This window comes from Streptomyces sp. NPDC058701, assembly GCF_042715295.1.
Taxonomy (GTDB): domain Bacteria; phylum Actinomycetota; class Actinomycetes; order Streptomycetales; family Streptomycetaceae; genus Streptomyces.
In genome coordinates, this window is the sequence record NZ_JBHXSY010000031.1 from 58,585 (window position 1) to 73,393 (window position 14,809).

A 14,809-nucleotide genomic window follows, 5' to 3' on the forward strand; every position below is an offset into this window, starting at 1 on the left:
CCGGGCCAGAACGCTCCCGGTGCTCATGGAGCAGGGAACGGCCCGTGCTGCCGGCGAGTTGGTCAGAAGGACGGACCGCCCCTGATGACCCCGGAGGCCGGCACGGGGCGCGCCCGTCCTGCCGGGCCAGGACGCTGCGGGTGCTGGTGGAGCAGGGAACGGCCAACGGCCGGTGTTACCGGCGGGGGCCGGTGGAGGCCGTCGGACGCGGCCGTCGAGGACCCTCAGGCGCGGGCCGGACGGCGGCGTCGCCGGGAGTTGTCCCGGAATTCCGCGTACGGCCGCCGAAAGCGCACTCCGGACGGCGGGTCGTCTCGCAGGGTTCTCTCACAGCGGCAGTCAACAGGGCTGCCGGAGAACCAAGTTCCCGGTATCGGCCTCTCTCTGACTGCCGGCGGATTCCCCGCCCGGACCGAACCCGAGGCGTGACCGATGCCGAACCCGAGGCCGATCCCGAGGCGGTTGCCGATGCCGAGCGTGAACCCGAATCCGGATCCCGGCCCGATACCCGCCCCGAGCCTGATACCCGGGCCGCGGCGGATGCCCGAGCCCCGGCGGATGCCCGGACCGGCGCCCGTACCCCGGTCGGCACCGGCACCGGCACCGGCACCGGCGCCCGGGCCGAAGCCGGAATCCACGCTCAGGGCCGGGCCGACGCCCGCGCCCCGACCCGCACCCGCACCCGCACCCGCGCCCGCGCCCGCGCTACGGCAGGCATCCACCCCCGGCCCGGGGCTCGGGCCCACGCCCGGACCGGCGCCCGTACCCCGGCCGACGCCCGCCCCCGGGGCCGCGCCCGTACCCCGACCGGCCCGGGCACCGGCGCCGGCGCCGGCACCCACGCCCGCACCCGGGCCGAAGGCACCGCCCGGGCCCGCGCCGGAGCCCGTACGACGGTCGGGGCCCGCTCCCGCGCCCGGGGCCCGGCCCCGGGGCGCCGGTCGGCGGGGCGTCCGCCGCGTCCGGGTCGGCGTGCTGCTCGCCGTGCTCACGGCCGCAGTCACCGGGGTCCTCTCCGTGGCGTCGGGCCGGCAGACACCGGCCGGAGCCGCCCAGGAGCAGGGTCCGGCCGCGCTGCCCGCCAGCACCACGGCCGGCTCGGTCGTCCAGATCGTCGCCCACCCCGACGACGACCTGTTCTTCATGAACCCCGATCTGAGCCGCTCCCTGCTGTCCGGCACCGGCGTGACCACCGCGTACCTCACCTCCGGCGAGTCCGACGGCCGCAACGCGGCGAACGGCAAGCACCTCAAGGACCCCGAACAGCCCGCCGACCGCGCCCACTACGCGGAGGCCCGGCAGAACGGCATCCGTGCCGCGTACGCCCAGATGGCCACGGGCGACCGCACCGCCACGTGGCGCCGTACCGTCGTGCCCACCGACGGCGGCGGACGGGCCGAGGTCGACGTCCTCATGGCGAAGCCGCAGGTGAACCTGGTGTGGCTGCAACTGCGCGAGGCCCGCAGCACCACCGGGGACAACCCCGACAGCCTGCGCGGCCTGTGGAACGGCCGGATACCGGCGCTGGGATCCCAGCTCGCCGCCGGCACGCCCGTCCGGGAGCCGTCCGCGTACACGAAGGAGCAGGCGGTGCGGGCGATAGCCGGAATCCTGGAGCGGTACCGGCCGACGACGATACGGATGCAGGACCCGACCCCGGGCCGGTACCCGGAGACCGGCCGCTACACCGACCACCAGGACCACATGTACGGGGCGCGCTTCGCGCAGGCCGCGGCCGCCGCCTACGCGGAACGGGTGCGGGACCGCCCGCGGTTCACGGTCCAGAACTACCTCGGCTACCACAACGGCGCCCTCCCGCACGCGCTGGACCCGCAGACGGCGGCGACGAAGACGGGCTTCCTGAAGACGTACGCCTGGCAGGACCACGAGAACCACTGCGGCAGCCCCTCGGGGTGCGGCGACCGCAAGGTCGCGGGCAACCCCACCGGCCGCAACTGGGCCCAGTCGCTGCGCTACACCCGCGCCGACCACACCTCCTGGCTGACGGAGGGCACGCCGGGCCGCCTCTGGGCGTTCGCCACCCTGGACGGCCGGACCGCGTACTGGACCCGGTCCCCCGGTGGCGCGTGGGCCGGGCCCGACCTCCTCCCGGGCACGGGCATCGATCCCGGCGCCACCGCGGTCCGGCTCCCCGGCGGCCGGATCGCGGTCCTGGCCACCCGTACGCACCTGGGCGCGGGCCCGGCGGACTACCGGCGCGAGGTGGTGTACGCCGACCAGCCGGCCCCCGACGGACCGTTCGGGCCGTGGCGCTCGCTCGGCACCCCCGAGACGGCCGACGAGGACGGCACCTCGGCGATCAGCGCGCCCGCGGCGGCCGTGGACGCCGACGGCCGCCTCACGGTCTACGTCCGCGACGCGGGCCGCACCCTGCGCGCCACCGTCCAGCAGTCGGACGGCGACTTCTCGCCGTGGCAGCGCCTGGGCGGCCGCGACCTCCAGGGCGACCCGGTGGCGGCGGTCGACTCCGCCGGACGCAGCCACGTGTACGCCACGACCGCCGGGTCGGTCACCGCCTGGACGCAGCGCACGCCGGACTCCCCCCTGTCCGGCCCGTTCCCGACGGGCCTGCCCGCGACGACGGTCCCGCTGTCGGCGGCGGCGGACGGCGCGGGCGTCCGGCTGTTCTTCCGCCGCCCGGACTCGGGGGTCGTCCGTACGGCCCTGGTCACGGCGGGACCGGCGGCGCCGCGGGTCTCCGGCCTCGCGGAGGCGGGCGGCCGGGCCGGGTACGGGGCGGTGGGCGCGGCGGGCCGCCACCTGGCGGGCCGCGCCGGTACGGGCACGATCGGCGGCACGGACCTGGGCGGCCCGCCGGCCTGGGCGGAGTCCCGGCTGCTCTACGCGGGCGCCCCGGCGGCGGTCCGGGAACCCACCGGCACGACCACGACGGCGGTCCTCGGCCTGGACGCCCGCCTCCACGTCACGACGACCCCGCCGGCCCGCACACCCCCACCCCCACCCACCTGGCACCCGGCCCTGCGCTGAGGCGGTGCCGAGGTCGTCGGGGGGGCGCACCGGGTCCGTCCGCGAAGGTCACCGACGGGCCCTCGGGGCTGTCACCCGCCGCTCTCCCGGGAAGACTCCGGGCCGGCGGTCGGTGACCGTCGGCCCGGAGGGGTGGAACATGCCCCGATGGGGCGCCGGCCTGCGCCTACAGCACCGGCATCATCTTGCGGAGTTCGAAGGCCGTGACCTCCGAGCGGTACTCCTCCCACTCCTGCTTCTTGTTGCGCAGGAAGAAGTCGAAGACGTGCTCGCCCAGGGTCTCCGCCACCAGCTCGCTGCGCTCCATCAGGGAGATGGCCTCCCCGAGGTTCTGCGGGAGGGGTTCGATGCCCATCGCGCGGCGTTCGGCGTCCGAGAGGGCCCAGACGTCGTCGTCGGCGCCCGCCGGGAGTTCGTAGCCCTCCTCGATGCCCTTCAGGCCGGCCGCCAGGAGGACCGCGTACGTCAGGTACGGGTTGGCTCCCGAGTCGATCGAGCGGACCTCCACGCGGGAGGAGCCCGTCTTGCCCGGCTTGTACATCGGGACGCGGATCAGCGCCGAGCGGTTGTTGTGGCCCCAGCAGATGTACGAGGGGGCCTCGCCGCCGGAGCCGGCCGTGCGGGAGGAGCCGCCCCAGATGCGCTTGTAGGAGTTGACCCACTGGTTGGTCACCGCGGCCGTCTCGGCGGCGTGCCGCAGCAGGCCCGCGATGAAGGAACGGCCGACCTTGGAGAGCTGGTACTCGGCGCCCGACTCGTAGAACGCGTTGCGGTCGCCCTCGAAGAGGGAGAGGTGGGTGTGCATGCCGGACCCCGGGTACTCCGAGAACGGCTTCGGCATGAACGTGGCCTGCACGCCCTGCTCCAGCGCGACCTGCTTCATGACCAGGCGGAACGTCATGATGTTGTCGGCCGTGGAAAGGGCGTCCGCGTAACGGAGGTCGATCTCCTGCTGGCCCGGCGCGCCCTCGTGGTGGCTGAACTCCACCGAGATGCCCATCGATTCGAGCATCGTGATCGCCTGGCGGCGGAAGTCCATGCCCACGTTCTGCGGGGTGTGGTCGAAGTAGCCGGAGTTGTCCGCCGGGACCGGGCGGGACCCGTCCAGCGGCTTGTCCTTCAGCAGGAAGAACTCGATCTCCGGGTGGGTGTAGAAGGTGAAGCCCAGGTCGGAGGTCTTGGCCAGGATGCGCTTGAGGACGTAGCGCGGGTCCGCGAAGGACGGCGAGCCGTCCGGCATCAGGATGTCGCAGAACATCCGGGCGGTCCCGGGAGCCTCCGCGCGCCACGGCAGTATCTGGAACGTGCTCGGATCCGGCTTGGCGATCATGTCGGACTCGTAGACCCGGGCGAAGCCCTCGATCGCGGAGCCGTCGAAACCGATGCCCTCGTCGAAGGCCTGCTCCAGTTCGGCCGGGGCGACCGCGACGGACTTCAGGAAGCCCAGTACATCGGTGAACCACAGGCGCACGAAGCGGATGTCGCGCTCCTCGAGCGTCCGGAGGACGAATTCCTGCTGCTTGTCCATGCCTTCATCCTCGCAGTTCAGACGGCCTGTGCACCACCGCCCCGAGGGCCGGGGGCACAGAGGGGCCGGCCCAGTATCGCCAGCGGTGGTTTCCGCCACATTACGCACCCGTCCAAACCCGCGGCACCCCCGCACTGACCGTGGGCCCGACATGAGCATTACCATCTGCGCCCATGGGGGGCCGGGAGCACACGCGGGCAGGGCGTCACGTACGCCCCGCGCCTCGGCGCGCCCTCCTCCTGACGGCCCTGGGCCTGCTCGTGGGTGCGCTGTTCCTGTGCGCGCGGCCCGGTGAGGTGTCCGCCCCCGCGGCGGCGCCGGACCACGGGACGCACGCCGTCTGCACCTCCCCGTACGAGCTGCCCGGCTGCTCGCCCCTCGCGCACGTCGTCCCGGCCGTGCTGCCCGTGCCCCCGCCCGCCGTGGTCCTGGCGGGCGGCGGACCGCCCGCCGCGCCCGCGGCGTCCGCGCGGGGGCTCGCCGGGCCGCCGCGGCCGCTGGCGCGCGCACCCGACCTGCATGCCCTCCAAGTGCTGCGGACCTGACGGGTCCGGCTTCCGCGTCCACCCACCCCCCTCAGCAGAAGGAACCAGGGCACATGGCCAGCCAGCCCAACAAGTCCGACCGGACTTCAGAGCACCAGTCCCGCCAGGCGCGCATAGCCCAGATGCGCCGGGCCGACCGATCGCGCGACCGCCGCAACAAGGCCATCGCGATCACCACCTCCGCGGCCGTCGTCGTCGGCCTCGTCGGTTTCGGCGCGTGGGTGCTGATCGACCGGCAGGAGGCCCAGGAGCGCAAGCAGGAACAGGCCGCGGCCGCCCGCAAGGCTCCCGTCGACGGCGAGCAGACCTGGGAGGCCAAGAACCTGGGCCGCAACCACGTCGAGACCCCGGTGAAGTACGAGATGAACCCCCCGGTCGGCGGGGACCACCACCCCCGCTGGATGAACTGCAACGGCGACGTCTACAAGAACCCGGTGCCCGAGGTGAACGCGGTGCACTCGCTGGAGCACGGCGCGGTCTGGGTGACGTACAACGAGAAGGCGGCCAAGGGCGAGGTGGACAAGCTCGCCGAGACGGTGGCCAAGACCCCGTACACGCTGATGAGCCCGGTCAAGGAGCAGGCCGGCGCGATCATGCTCAGCGCCTGGGGCAAGCAGCTCACGGTGGAGACGTCGGACGACCCCCGGGTGGCGCAGTTCTTCACCAAGTACGTGCAGGGCCCGCAGACCCCCGAGCCCGGCGCCGCCTGCACGAGCGGACTGGCGGACAAGTGAGCCGTACGCCCCGCACGTACTGGGCGGCCGGCACCGCCGTCCTGCTCGCGCTGCTGTTCGCGGCGGCCGCCACGGTGGCCGCCGCGAGCGGTGACCCGGACCCGGCGGACCGCACCCCGGCGCTGCACTCGGCCGACGCCGGCTTCGCGCGGGACATGGCGGTGCACCACCAGCAGGCGGTGGAGATGTCCTTCGTCGTCCGCGACCGCACCCAGGACGAGGCGGTGCGCAGTCTCGCGTACGACATCGCCAACACGCAGGCCAACCAGCGGGGCATGCTCCTCGGCTGGCTGGACCTGTGGGGGCTGCCGAAGGTGGTGGCGGGCGAGCCGCCCATGGCGTGGATGACCGCGTCCGAGGGCTCCGGCGGGCACGACCAGCACGGCGACAGCGGCGACGGCGGCGGTAGCAGTGGTGGTGACGCAGCCGCAGCGGGCGGCAGCGGCGGTCACGGCGGGCACGCGGCGGCCAAGCCCGGCGCCCTGATGTCCGGCATGGCCACCAAGGAGGAGATCGTGCGGCTGGGCGCCGCCTCGGGGCGGGACGCCGAGGTGCTCTACCTCCAGCTGATGACCGACCACCACGTGGGCGGCGTCGCGATGGCCCGGGGCTGCGCCGAGCAGTGCGTGACCCCGGCCGAGCGGGACCTCGCCCGGGGCATGGTCGAGGCGCAGCAGTCCGAGCTCACCCTGATGGCGGACATGCTGAAGCGGCGCGGGGCCGCGCCGCGCGGCTGACGGGACACGCCCGTACGGTGAGGGGAGGGCGCCCTCTCCTCCGTACGGGCGTACGCGTGCACGCCGCCCCCGGAGGGCGCCCGGGCGGGCGCCTCCGCGCCCCGCCGGTCACGGCGCGCCCCAGCGGCGCACTCAGGAGGTACGCGATGACCACCGCCGGAGAGATCATGCACCCCGGGGCCCAGTGGATCCCCGCCACCGAGACCCTGGACCGGGCCGCTCAGCTGATGAGCCGTCTCGGCGTGGGCGCGCTGCCCATCAGCGACGCCGAGCAGAGGCTCTGCGGCATCCTGACCGACCGGGACATCGTGGTCGGCTGCGTGGCCGTGGGACACGACCCGGCGAAGACGACCGCGGGCGACATGGCCAAGGGCACCCCGCGCTGGATCGACGCGGGCGCGGACGTCTCCGAGGTGCTGGAGGAGATGCAGAGCCACCAGATCAAGCGGCTTCCGGTGATCGAGGACAAGAAGCTCGTCGGCATGATCAGCGAGGCCGATCTGGCCAAGCACCTGACCGACGCGCAGATCGCGGGCTGGGCGGAGAAGGTCTACGCCCGCGGCTGATCCGCGGCGTGCCGGACCGACCGGGCCACGTGCTCCGGGCGGTCCAGCATGACCAGGTGCCCCGACGGCTCGGCGACCTCGAAGCGGGCGCCGATCCGGTCGGCGAGCGCGGCCTGCCGGGACAGCCAGCCGAGCCCGCTCCGGCCCGGCGAGCCGTCGTGGCCCGCGAGCACGGTGGCGGGCGCGGTCAGCGGGTGCGCGGCGCGCAGGGCCGCGAGTTCGGCGGCCATGTCCGGGTAGCGGGAGTTCTCCAGCAGGGCCCCGCGCCAGACCCGGCCGGAGCGGTAGCAGCGGCGTACGAGGTCCCGCGGGGCCGGGTCGCCGCCGCCGGTCCGCGAGAGCCGTACGGTGGCCCGCCGGGCGGCGGGCCCCACTGCGGCCGGCAGCCCGGCCGCGGACACCGCCCGGCCGAGCGCACGGGCGGCCGCGGTGCGCAGGGCGGCGGGGAGCAGCGTACGGGGGTCCTCCTCGACGCTGGAGTCGAGGAGGACCAGCGCGGCGGTGCGGGCGGGGTACAAGCGGGCGAAGGCCTCGGCGTGGAACCCGGCGAGGGAGTGCCCGACGACGGTGACGGGGCCGCCCCATCTCCCGGCAGCGGGCCCCTGAGCGCTACCGAACCCCTGAGCGGAAGCGGTCCGCCGGCCCGTACCGGACTCCGGCAGGTCCAGCGCGTCCAGCAGGGCGGCGATCCGGTGCGCCTCCCCGGCGGTGGTCGGGACCGCGCGCGCCGGGCCGCTCAGACCGTGCCCGGGGCGGTCGAAGCGGACGACGGTGCGCCCGGCGGCGGCCAGCAGGGCGGCGACCGGGTCCCAGTCGAACCAGGCCATGGCGAGTCCGGCGCTGAGCAGGCAGACGGGGCCCCGGCCCTCGACGACCACGTGCAGCGGGACCCCGTCCACCCGGACGAAGCGGCTGCCCCGCGCGGGGCCGGTCACGTGCGGCGCTCCTGGTGGACGGAGTACGCGAGCAGCCCCAGCCAGAGGGCCACCAGCAGCACCTGGAGGCGCTGCCCGGCGCCGAGGGCCCAGTTCCCGTGCCCGGCGGTGAACATCGCGATGGAGGTCAGGGTCCATGCGGTGGCGAGGAGTTCGAGGGCGACGAGCGCCGGCCCGTAGCGGGCGAGCGGGGCGAACCAGCCGTAGCGGCGCGCGGCGACGGTGAGGGCGACGATCCCGGCGAGGGCGCCGCACATGGCGAGGCTGCTGCTGATGGCATGGGCCTGGTGGGTGGCGGGGACCAGCCCGGCGGTCTCGCGGGCGGCGCACTCGGGGTCGACGGTGGGCGTGCAGCTCAGCGGCAACCACGCGTCGGCGGCGGTGGCCGCGCCGAACAGGGTGATCCCGGTCCAGCCGAGGACGGCCCACGGGCGGCGGGACTGCGCGTACCGCGCCAGCCGGAGCAGGGCGAGCAGCCCGCCGCCGAACGCGAGGAGCCCGGCGACGAAGTCGGTGGCCCGGAAGAGGCCGCCGAGCGGCTGGTTCTGGGCGGCGAGCTCGCTGACGTACGTCTGGACGGGGTTGAGGCCCGTGGAGAGGACGACTTCGAGGACCCACGCGGTGTAGGTGGCGGCGCCGAGTCCGATGAGCAGGGCGACCGGCCAGGCGGTCCGCTGAGAGGGGCCGTGTGGGGACATCGTGTGACTCATCCTAGGGAGGCGCGGGGTCGGTCCTACGGGTCGGACAACCGCCCCGGGCAGGGTTTCGATCATGGAGCGCGGAGCCCGGCGAGCCGCCCCCTGGCGCCGCCTGCTGCTGCTCGCCGTGCTGCTGCCCGGCATCGTCACCATGCACACCCTGGGTCGTCCGACTGAGCCCTACGCCATGGAAGACGGCGCCGCGGCCCACTCCGTTGCCCTGACGGCCGCCTCGACCCCGGCCGCCCACCGTGAGCCTCACCACTCCGCGCCCCCGCGGGCCGGGGCCGAACCGGCCGCGGGCCTTCCCGGCACCCCCGCCGGACCCGGGGCGCGGGGCGCGCCGGTCTGCCCGGGAGCCGGATCCACCCTCGTGGCCGCGCGCTCCTCGCCCGGCCGCGAGATGACGGTGCCCCACACCGTGGACGAGGGCCAGGCACGCCCTGTCCGGCTGCCCCGATGACGACGGTGCCCGGCCACCGGCCCTGACGCAGCGCCACACGGTACGGGTCGGGCCCGGCCGGGCCGGACCGTACGGAAATCAGCTGGACGCGGGGCGGCGGCGTGGGACTCTTACGGAGATCACGACAGCCGCGACAGAAGGACGCCTCCGCCGGTATGAGCACTCCGCCGAATCCGCCCAGCAACCCGACCGGCCCGCCGACGGAGCCGGACGGTACGCCGATACCCGAAGCGGCCTCCATACCGGCGCCGCCCGCGCGGACCCTGTCCTTCGACAAGACCCCGGCTCCGGAGCAGGTCCCGGCCGCGCCCGGGGCCCCGGCCGACGCCACCCCGGCCGATGACCCCGCCGCGCCGTTCGCGCCGCCCGCGCCGCCCGTCCAGGACCCCGCCCCCGCCGCGGTCGGGACCGGCGCCGACTCCCCGGCCGCTCCCGCCGGCGCCCCCGCCTTCGGGCCGGCGCCCTCGGCGTTCGCGCCGCCCACCCCGCCCGCTGCCCCGTCCCCGCCGCCGTTCGGCGCGGGCCCCGGCGGACCGGCCGCCCCCGCGGGCCCCGGCGGACCCACGGGCCCCGGCGCGGGCAACCCCTGGGCGCAGCCCGGCCCCGGCTACGGCTACGGCGGCGGCACCGCCTACGCCGGGTACGCGCAGGGCCCGCCGACCGCCAACGGCATGGCGGTCGCCTCCCTGGTCCTCGGCATCGGCGGCGTCCTGCTCGGCCTCGTCCCGCTGTTCTTCTGGGTCGGCGGCCTCCTGGCCGCGACCGGCCTGGGCCTCGGCATCGCCGCCCTCGTCCGCGCCTCCAACGGCGCCCCGCGCAAGACCATGTCGATCGTCGGCACCGTCCTGGGCGTCCTCGGCATCGGGGCGTCCGTCGGCGGCTTCTTCCTGACCGCGTACGTCATGGACGAGGCGACCGACCACATCGAGCGCAGCGTCGACCGCCAGCAGCGCGAGCTGGACGAGCTCTACCCCGACGACGAGGCCTGGCCGTCGGAGTCGGCCGCGCCGTCGCCCTCCCGGGTCCCCGGCCTGGACACCGCGCTGCCCTTCGGCGAGACCTTCGCGTACCCGGACGGCGTCAAGGTGAGCCTCTCGGGGCTGAAGAAGTACAAGCCGGAGACCTTGTACGGCCAGGAGAAGGTGAAGAACGCGGTCCAGATGACCATCACCATCACCAACGACTCCACGAAGCCGCACGAGGTGATCTACGCCGTGCCCAACGTCCGTGACGACAAGGGCATGACGGCCAAGCTCCTCTTCGACGGCACCGTGCCGAAGATGATCAGCGGCACGATCCTGCCGGGCGCCTCCGCCAGCGGCGTCGTGGCCTTCGAGGTGCCCGAGGGCACCAGGACCGTCAGCGCGGACATCTCCGCGGGCACCCTGCTCGACGACGTGCAGTACACCGGGCCGATCGGCTGAGCCGAGCCCCCAAACGGGCGGGGCCCAGGACATCGCGTCAGAAAGACGATTAGACTGGGCCCCGTGCCTCAACTACGCCTCGCTCTGAATCAGATCGACTCGCACGTTGGCAACATCGCCGCGAATGCCGACTCGGTCGTCCACTGGACCCGGCACTCCGCCGAGCAGGGCGCCCACCTGGTGGCGTTCCCGGAAATGATGCTGACCGGGTACCCCGTCGAGGACCTCGCCCTGCGCGGGTCCTTCGTCGAGGCGTCCCGCACCGCGCTGCGCGAGCTCGCCGAACGCCTCGCGGCCGAGGGCTTCGGAGAACTGCCGGTCGTCGTCGGCTACCTCGACCGCACCGAGCAGGCCGTACCCCGGCTGGGCAAACCGGCCGGTTCGCCGGAGAACGCGGCGGCCGTCCTGCACCGCGGGCGGGTGGCGCTCCGGTTCGCCAAGCACCACCTCCCCAACTACGGCGTGTTCGACGAGTTCCGGTACTTCGTGCCGGGCGACACCCAGCCGGTCGTGAGGGTCCGCGGCGTGGACGTCGCCCTGGCCATCTGCGAGGACCTGTGGCAGGACGGCGGCCGCGTCCCGGCCACCCGGTCCGCCGGGGCCGGGCTGCTGCTCTCGATCAACGCCTCCCCCTACGAGCGCGACAAGGACGACGTGCGCCTCGACCTGGTCCGCAAGCGGGCCCGGGAGGCCGGCTGCACCCTCGCCTACCTCGCCATGATCGGCGGGCAGGACGAACTGGTCTTCGACGGCGACTCGATCGTCGTGGACGGCTCCGGCGAGGTCCTGGCCCGTGCCCCGCAGTTCTCCGAGGGGTGCGTGCTGGTCGACCTCGACCTGCCGGCGGCCCGCGCCGACGCCCCCGAGGGCATCGTGGACGACTGTCTGCGCATCCACCGCGTGATCCTCTCCGAGGAGCCCGTGGAGCCGTACGAGCCGGTGGTGGCCGGCGGCTACGCGGACCGTCTCGACGACGACGAGGAGGTCTACGACGCGCTGGTCGTGGGGCTGCGCGCGTACGTCCGGAAGAACGGATTCCGTTCCGTCCTGATCGGTCTCTCCGGCGGCATCGACTCCGCGCTCGTGGCCGCCCTCGCCTGCGACGCCGTCGGCGCGCAGAACGTGTACGGCGTCTCCATGCCCTCGAAGTACTCCTCGGAGCACTCCAAGGGCGACGCGGCCGACCTCGCCGACCGCACCGGCCTGAACTTCCGGACCGTACCGATCGAGCCGATGTTCGACGCGTACATGGGCTCGCTGGGCCTCACCGGCCTCGCCGAGGAGAACCTCCAGGCCCGGCTGCGCGGCACGCTGCTGATGGCGCTCTCGAACCAGGAGGGCCACATCGTGCTGGCGCCGGGCAACAAGTCCGAGCTGGCCGTGGGCTACTCCACCCTCTACGGCGACTCGGTGGGCGCCTACGGCCCCATCAAGGACCTCTACAAGACGGATGTCTTCCGGCTCGCCGCGTACCGCAACCGGGCCGCGGCCGAACGCGGCGAGATCCCGCCGATCCCGGAGAACTCGATCGTGAAGCCGCCGAGCGCCGAGCTGCGCCCGGGCCAGGTGGACACGGACTCGCTGCCGGACTACCCGGTGCTCGACGCGGTCCTGGCCCTGTACGTGGACCGTGACCAGGGGCTGGACGCCATCGTCGCGGCCGGGTTCGACCCGGAGATGACGGCCCGGACCCTGCGGATGGTGGACGCCGCCGAGTACAAGCGGCGCCAGTACCCGCCGGGCACCAAGATCTCCGCGAAGGGCTTCGGCAAGGACCGCCGGCTGCCCATCACGAACGGCTGGCGCGAGCAGGCATAGGACCACGTGAAGGGGCCCGGCCGCTCCCGGCGGGAGCGGCCGGGCCCCTTCACGTGCGGAAAGGCCTCGGTACGACCGCGGCTACGGCTTGGCGATGACCCGGGCCGCGACCGGGAGGTGGTCGCTGCCGGTGCGCGGGAGGGTCCAGGAGGCCTCGGGCTTCATCCCGCGGACCATGATCTGGTCGATCCGGGCCATCGGGAACTGCGCCGGCCAGCTGAAGCCGAAGCCGTCGCCCGCCGCGCCCTGGGTGGAACGCATCTGCGAGGTGACCTCGGACAGGGCCCGGTCGTTCATGGTGCCGTTGAGGTCGCCGAGCAGGACGACCTTCTTCAGCGGCTCGGAGGCCAGCGCGGCGCCCAGCGCGTCGGCGCTGTCGTCGCGCTGGTTGGCGGTGAACCCGGCGTTCAGCTTGACCCGTACGGAAGGCAGGTGCGCGACATAGACGCCGACGTCGCCGACCGGCGTGGTCACGGTGGCCCGCATGGCGCGGACCCAGCCCATCTTGATGTCCACGGGGCTGCTGGAGGACAGCGGGTACTTGCTCCACACGCCGACGGTGCCCTCGACCGAGTGGTACTTGTACGTCGCCGCGAGGGCCTTCTCGTAGACGGGGACGGCGCCCGACTTCAGCTCGGTCAGGGCCAGCACGTCGGCCCCGGCCGCCGCCACCGACACGGCGGTGCCGCGGGGGTCGGCGTTGTCCGCGTCGACGTTGTGGGTGGCGACGGTGAGGTTGCCGCCGGTGCCGGACTTGTCGGTGACCAGGCCGCCGAAGATGTTCGCCCAGACCACGGCCGTCAGCAGTATCGCGATCAGCGCGGTCGCGGACTTCCGGTACACCGCGCAGGCCAGCAGGACCGGGACGGCCAGGCCCAGCCAGGGCAGGAAGGTCTCGGTGAGGCTGCCGAGGTTGCCGACGTCGTTGGGCAGGTCGGCGTGGAAGATCATGACGAGTGAGATCAGCGCGGCGACGGCGGCGAGCACCAGCCCGCGCCGCCAGATCCCCCGGTCGCCGCGCAAGGCGACCAGACGCCGCCGGAGGCGGGATGCGGAGGGCTCGGGCTCCGAGCCGCCGTGTCCCGTTTCCGTCATGTACGCCTGTGCCATGCCACTGCCCTCACTGCCGTGCTCGCGCTGCGTCCCCGCCCCTTGACCCTAGGCGATGGACGCGGCCTTCCGTGCCGTACGTCACGGCCGCCTTTCGCGACCGTACGTCCGGGAGGACGAACGACCGTGCGCACGGGGTTCCGCTTGTCACGAAACGCGCACATTGGGCCGCGCGGGTCGGGCGTGCCCCCCGTACCACTTCCGTCAGGGGCCGCCCGGATGCCACCATGGTGGGTGAGTCCGGGGACGCCGTGAGGGCGCCTCGAGATGACACAAGGAGCAGTTGCCATGACGCATGCCGTTTCGCCTGCCCGCGAACCCGCATCAACGGCCTCCCCCACCTTGTACGGAGGCACGGGCACCCGGCGCATCACCGTCCGCGACCTGACCCTCGCCAAGGAACGCGGCGAGAAGTGGCCCATGCTCACCGCCTACGACGCGATGACCGCGTCCGTCTTCGACGAGGCCGGCATCCCGGTCATGCTCGTCGGCGACTCGATGGGGAACTGTCACCTCGGCTACGAGACGACCGTCCCCGTCACGATGGACGAGATGACCCTGCTGTCGGCCGCCGTCGTACGCGGCACCAGCCGCGCGCTGATCGTCGGCGACCTGCCGTTCGGCTCGTACCAGGAAGGCGCCGTGCAGGCGCTGCGCAGTGCCACGCGCCTGGTCAAGGAGGCCGGGGTCGGCGCGGTCAAGCTGGAGGGCGGGGAGCGCTCGCTGGCGCAGACCGAGCTGATGGTGCAGTCCGGCATCCCGGTCATGTCCCACCTGGGTCTGACCCCGCAGTCCGTCAACGCCATGGGTTACCGGGTGCAGGGGCGCGGGGACGAGGCCGCGCACCAGCTGCTGCGCGACGCGAAGGCGGCGCAGGACGCGGGCGCCTTCGCGGTGGTGCTGGAGCTGGTCCCGGCCGAGCTGGCCGCCGAGGTGACCCGGTCCCTGCACATCCCGACGGTCGGCATCGGCGCCGGCTCGGAGTGCGACGCCCAGGTGCTGGTGTGGACCGACATGATGGGCCTGACCGGCGGGAAGATGCCGAAGTTCGTGAAGCAGTACGCGAACCTCCGCCGGACGATGGGCGACGCGGCGAAGGCCTTCGCCGAGGACGTGGTCGGCGGTACGTTCCCGCAGGCGGAGCACGCCTTCCACTGACGCGACGGGCGGTGCGCGGCGGCCCGCCGGCAGCGATGCCGGCGGGCCGTCCGCCGCCCGGGCCCCCGGCTGTCGGATCCCCGT

Annotated in this window: 13 protein-coding genes; 9 read left to right on the forward strand and 4 right to left on the reverse strand. The window is 74.2% G+C overall.

The features are described 5' to 3' along the window. Positions 1-984 precede the first annotated feature (984 nt). On the forward strand, positions 985-3,009 hold the full coding sequence (locus ACFWW8_RS27495) for a PIG-L family deacetylase (protein ID WP_386532344.1): 2,025 nt from the start codon (positions 985-987) through the stop codon (positions 3,007-3,009). A gap of 166 nt (positions 3,010-3,175) precedes the next feature. On the opposite strand, the gene glnA is transcribed toward ACFWW8_RS27495, so the two are convergent. Then, on the reverse strand, positions 3,176-4,537 hold the full coding sequence (gene glnA / locus ACFWW8_RS27500) for a type I glutamate--ammonia ligase (protein WP_073914665.1): 1,362 nt from the start codon (positions 4,535-4,537) through the stop codon (positions 3,176-3,178). Between the two features lie 173 nt (positions 4,538-4,710). Here glnA and ACFWW8_RS27505 point away from each other — a divergent pair, with 173 nt between their 5' ends. From ACFWW8_RS27505 to ACFWW8_RS27520, 4 genes are all read left to right on the forward strand, one after another. Then, positions 4,711-5,082 (forward strand): hypothetical protein, encoded by a 372-nt coding sequence (locus ACFWW8_RS27505; RefSeq protein WP_386532347.1) that lies wholly within the window; start codon positions 4,711-4,713, stop codon positions 5,080-5,082. A 53-nt stretch (positions 5,083-5,135) separates the two neighbouring features. Continuing rightward, on the forward strand, positions 5,136-5,816 hold the full coding sequence (locus ACFWW8_RS27510; protein WP_386532350.1) for a DUF3105 domain-containing protein: 681 nt from the start codon (positions 5,136-5,138) through the stop codon (positions 5,814-5,816). After that, a complete protein-coding gene (locus ACFWW8_RS27515) occupies positions 5,813-6,553 on the forward strand; it encodes a DUF305 domain-containing protein (RefSeq protein ID WP_386532353.1) in 741 nt (246 codons plus the stop codon). The genes ACFWW8_RS27510 and ACFWW8_RS27515 overlap by 4 nt, the downstream gene beginning before the upstream one ends. Positions 6,554-6,699: 146 nt before the next feature. Continuing rightward, complete coding sequence (locus ACFWW8_RS27520) at positions 6,700-7,119, forward strand: CBS domain-containing protein (RefSeq protein WP_386532356.1); 420 nt, start codon at positions 6,700-6,702, stop codon at positions 7,117-7,119. Here the strand turns inward: ACFWW8_RS27520 and ACFWW8_RS27525 are convergent. Together ACFWW8_RS27525 and ACFWW8_RS27530 are read right to left on the reverse strand one after the other, a co-directional pair. Further along, positions 7,104-8,054 (reverse strand): alpha/beta fold hydrolase, encoded by a 951-nt coding sequence (locus ACFWW8_RS27525; RefSeq protein WP_386532359.1) that lies wholly within the window; start codon positions 8,052-8,054, stop codon positions 7,104-7,106. The two genes, ACFWW8_RS27520 and ACFWW8_RS27525, sit on opposite strands and share 16 nt — an antisense overlap. Next, on the reverse strand, positions 8,051-8,752 hold the full coding sequence (locus ACFWW8_RS27530; RefSeq protein ID WP_386532362.1) for a DUF998 domain-containing protein: 702 nt from the start codon (positions 8,750-8,752) through the stop codon (positions 8,051-8,053). Before ACFWW8_RS27530 ends, ACFWW8_RS27525 begins: the two co-directional genes overlap by 4 nt. Before the next feature lie 73 nt (positions 8,753-8,825). Between ACFWW8_RS27530 and ACFWW8_RS27535 the strand changes: the two genes are divergently transcribed. From ACFWW8_RS27535 to ACFWW8_RS27545, 3 genes are all read left to right on the forward strand, one after another. After that, positions 8,826-9,215 (forward strand): hypothetical protein, encoded by a 390-nt coding sequence (locus tag ACFWW8_RS27535; protein WP_386532365.1) that lies wholly within the window; start codon positions 8,826-8,828, stop codon positions 9,213-9,215. Between the two features lie 155 nt (positions 9,216-9,370). Continuing rightward, a complete protein-coding gene (locus ACFWW8_RS27540; RefSeq protein ID WP_386532368.1) occupies positions 9,371-10,639 on the forward strand; it encodes a hypothetical protein in 1,269 nt (422 codons plus the stop codon). Between the two features lie 63 nt (positions 10,640-10,702). Next, on the forward strand, positions 10,703-12,457 hold the full coding sequence (locus ACFWW8_RS27545; protein WP_386532371.1) for an NAD+ synthase: 1,755 nt from the start codon (positions 10,703-10,705) through the stop codon (positions 12,455-12,457). Positions 12,458-12,538: 81 nt separating this feature from the next. Here ACFWW8_RS27545 and ACFWW8_RS27550 read toward each other — a convergent pair whose 3' ends face one another. Continuing rightward, entirely contained in the window at positions 12,539-13,567 is a 1,029-nt protein-coding gene (locus ACFWW8_RS27550; protein WP_386532374.1) for an endonuclease/exonuclease/phosphatase family protein, read from the reverse strand. A 288-nt stretch (positions 13,568-13,855) separates the two neighbouring features. Between ACFWW8_RS27550 and panB the strand changes: the two genes are divergently transcribed. Beyond that, the gene (panB, locus tag ACFWW8_RS27555; RefSeq protein WP_386532376.1) at positions 13,856-14,725 is read left to right on the forward strand and encodes a 3-methyl-2-oxobutanoate hydroxymethyltransferase; all 870 of its coding nucleotides are present in this window, start codon (positions 13,856-13,858) and stop codon (positions 14,723-14,725) included. Positions 14,726-14,809 lie beyond the last annotated feature (84 nt).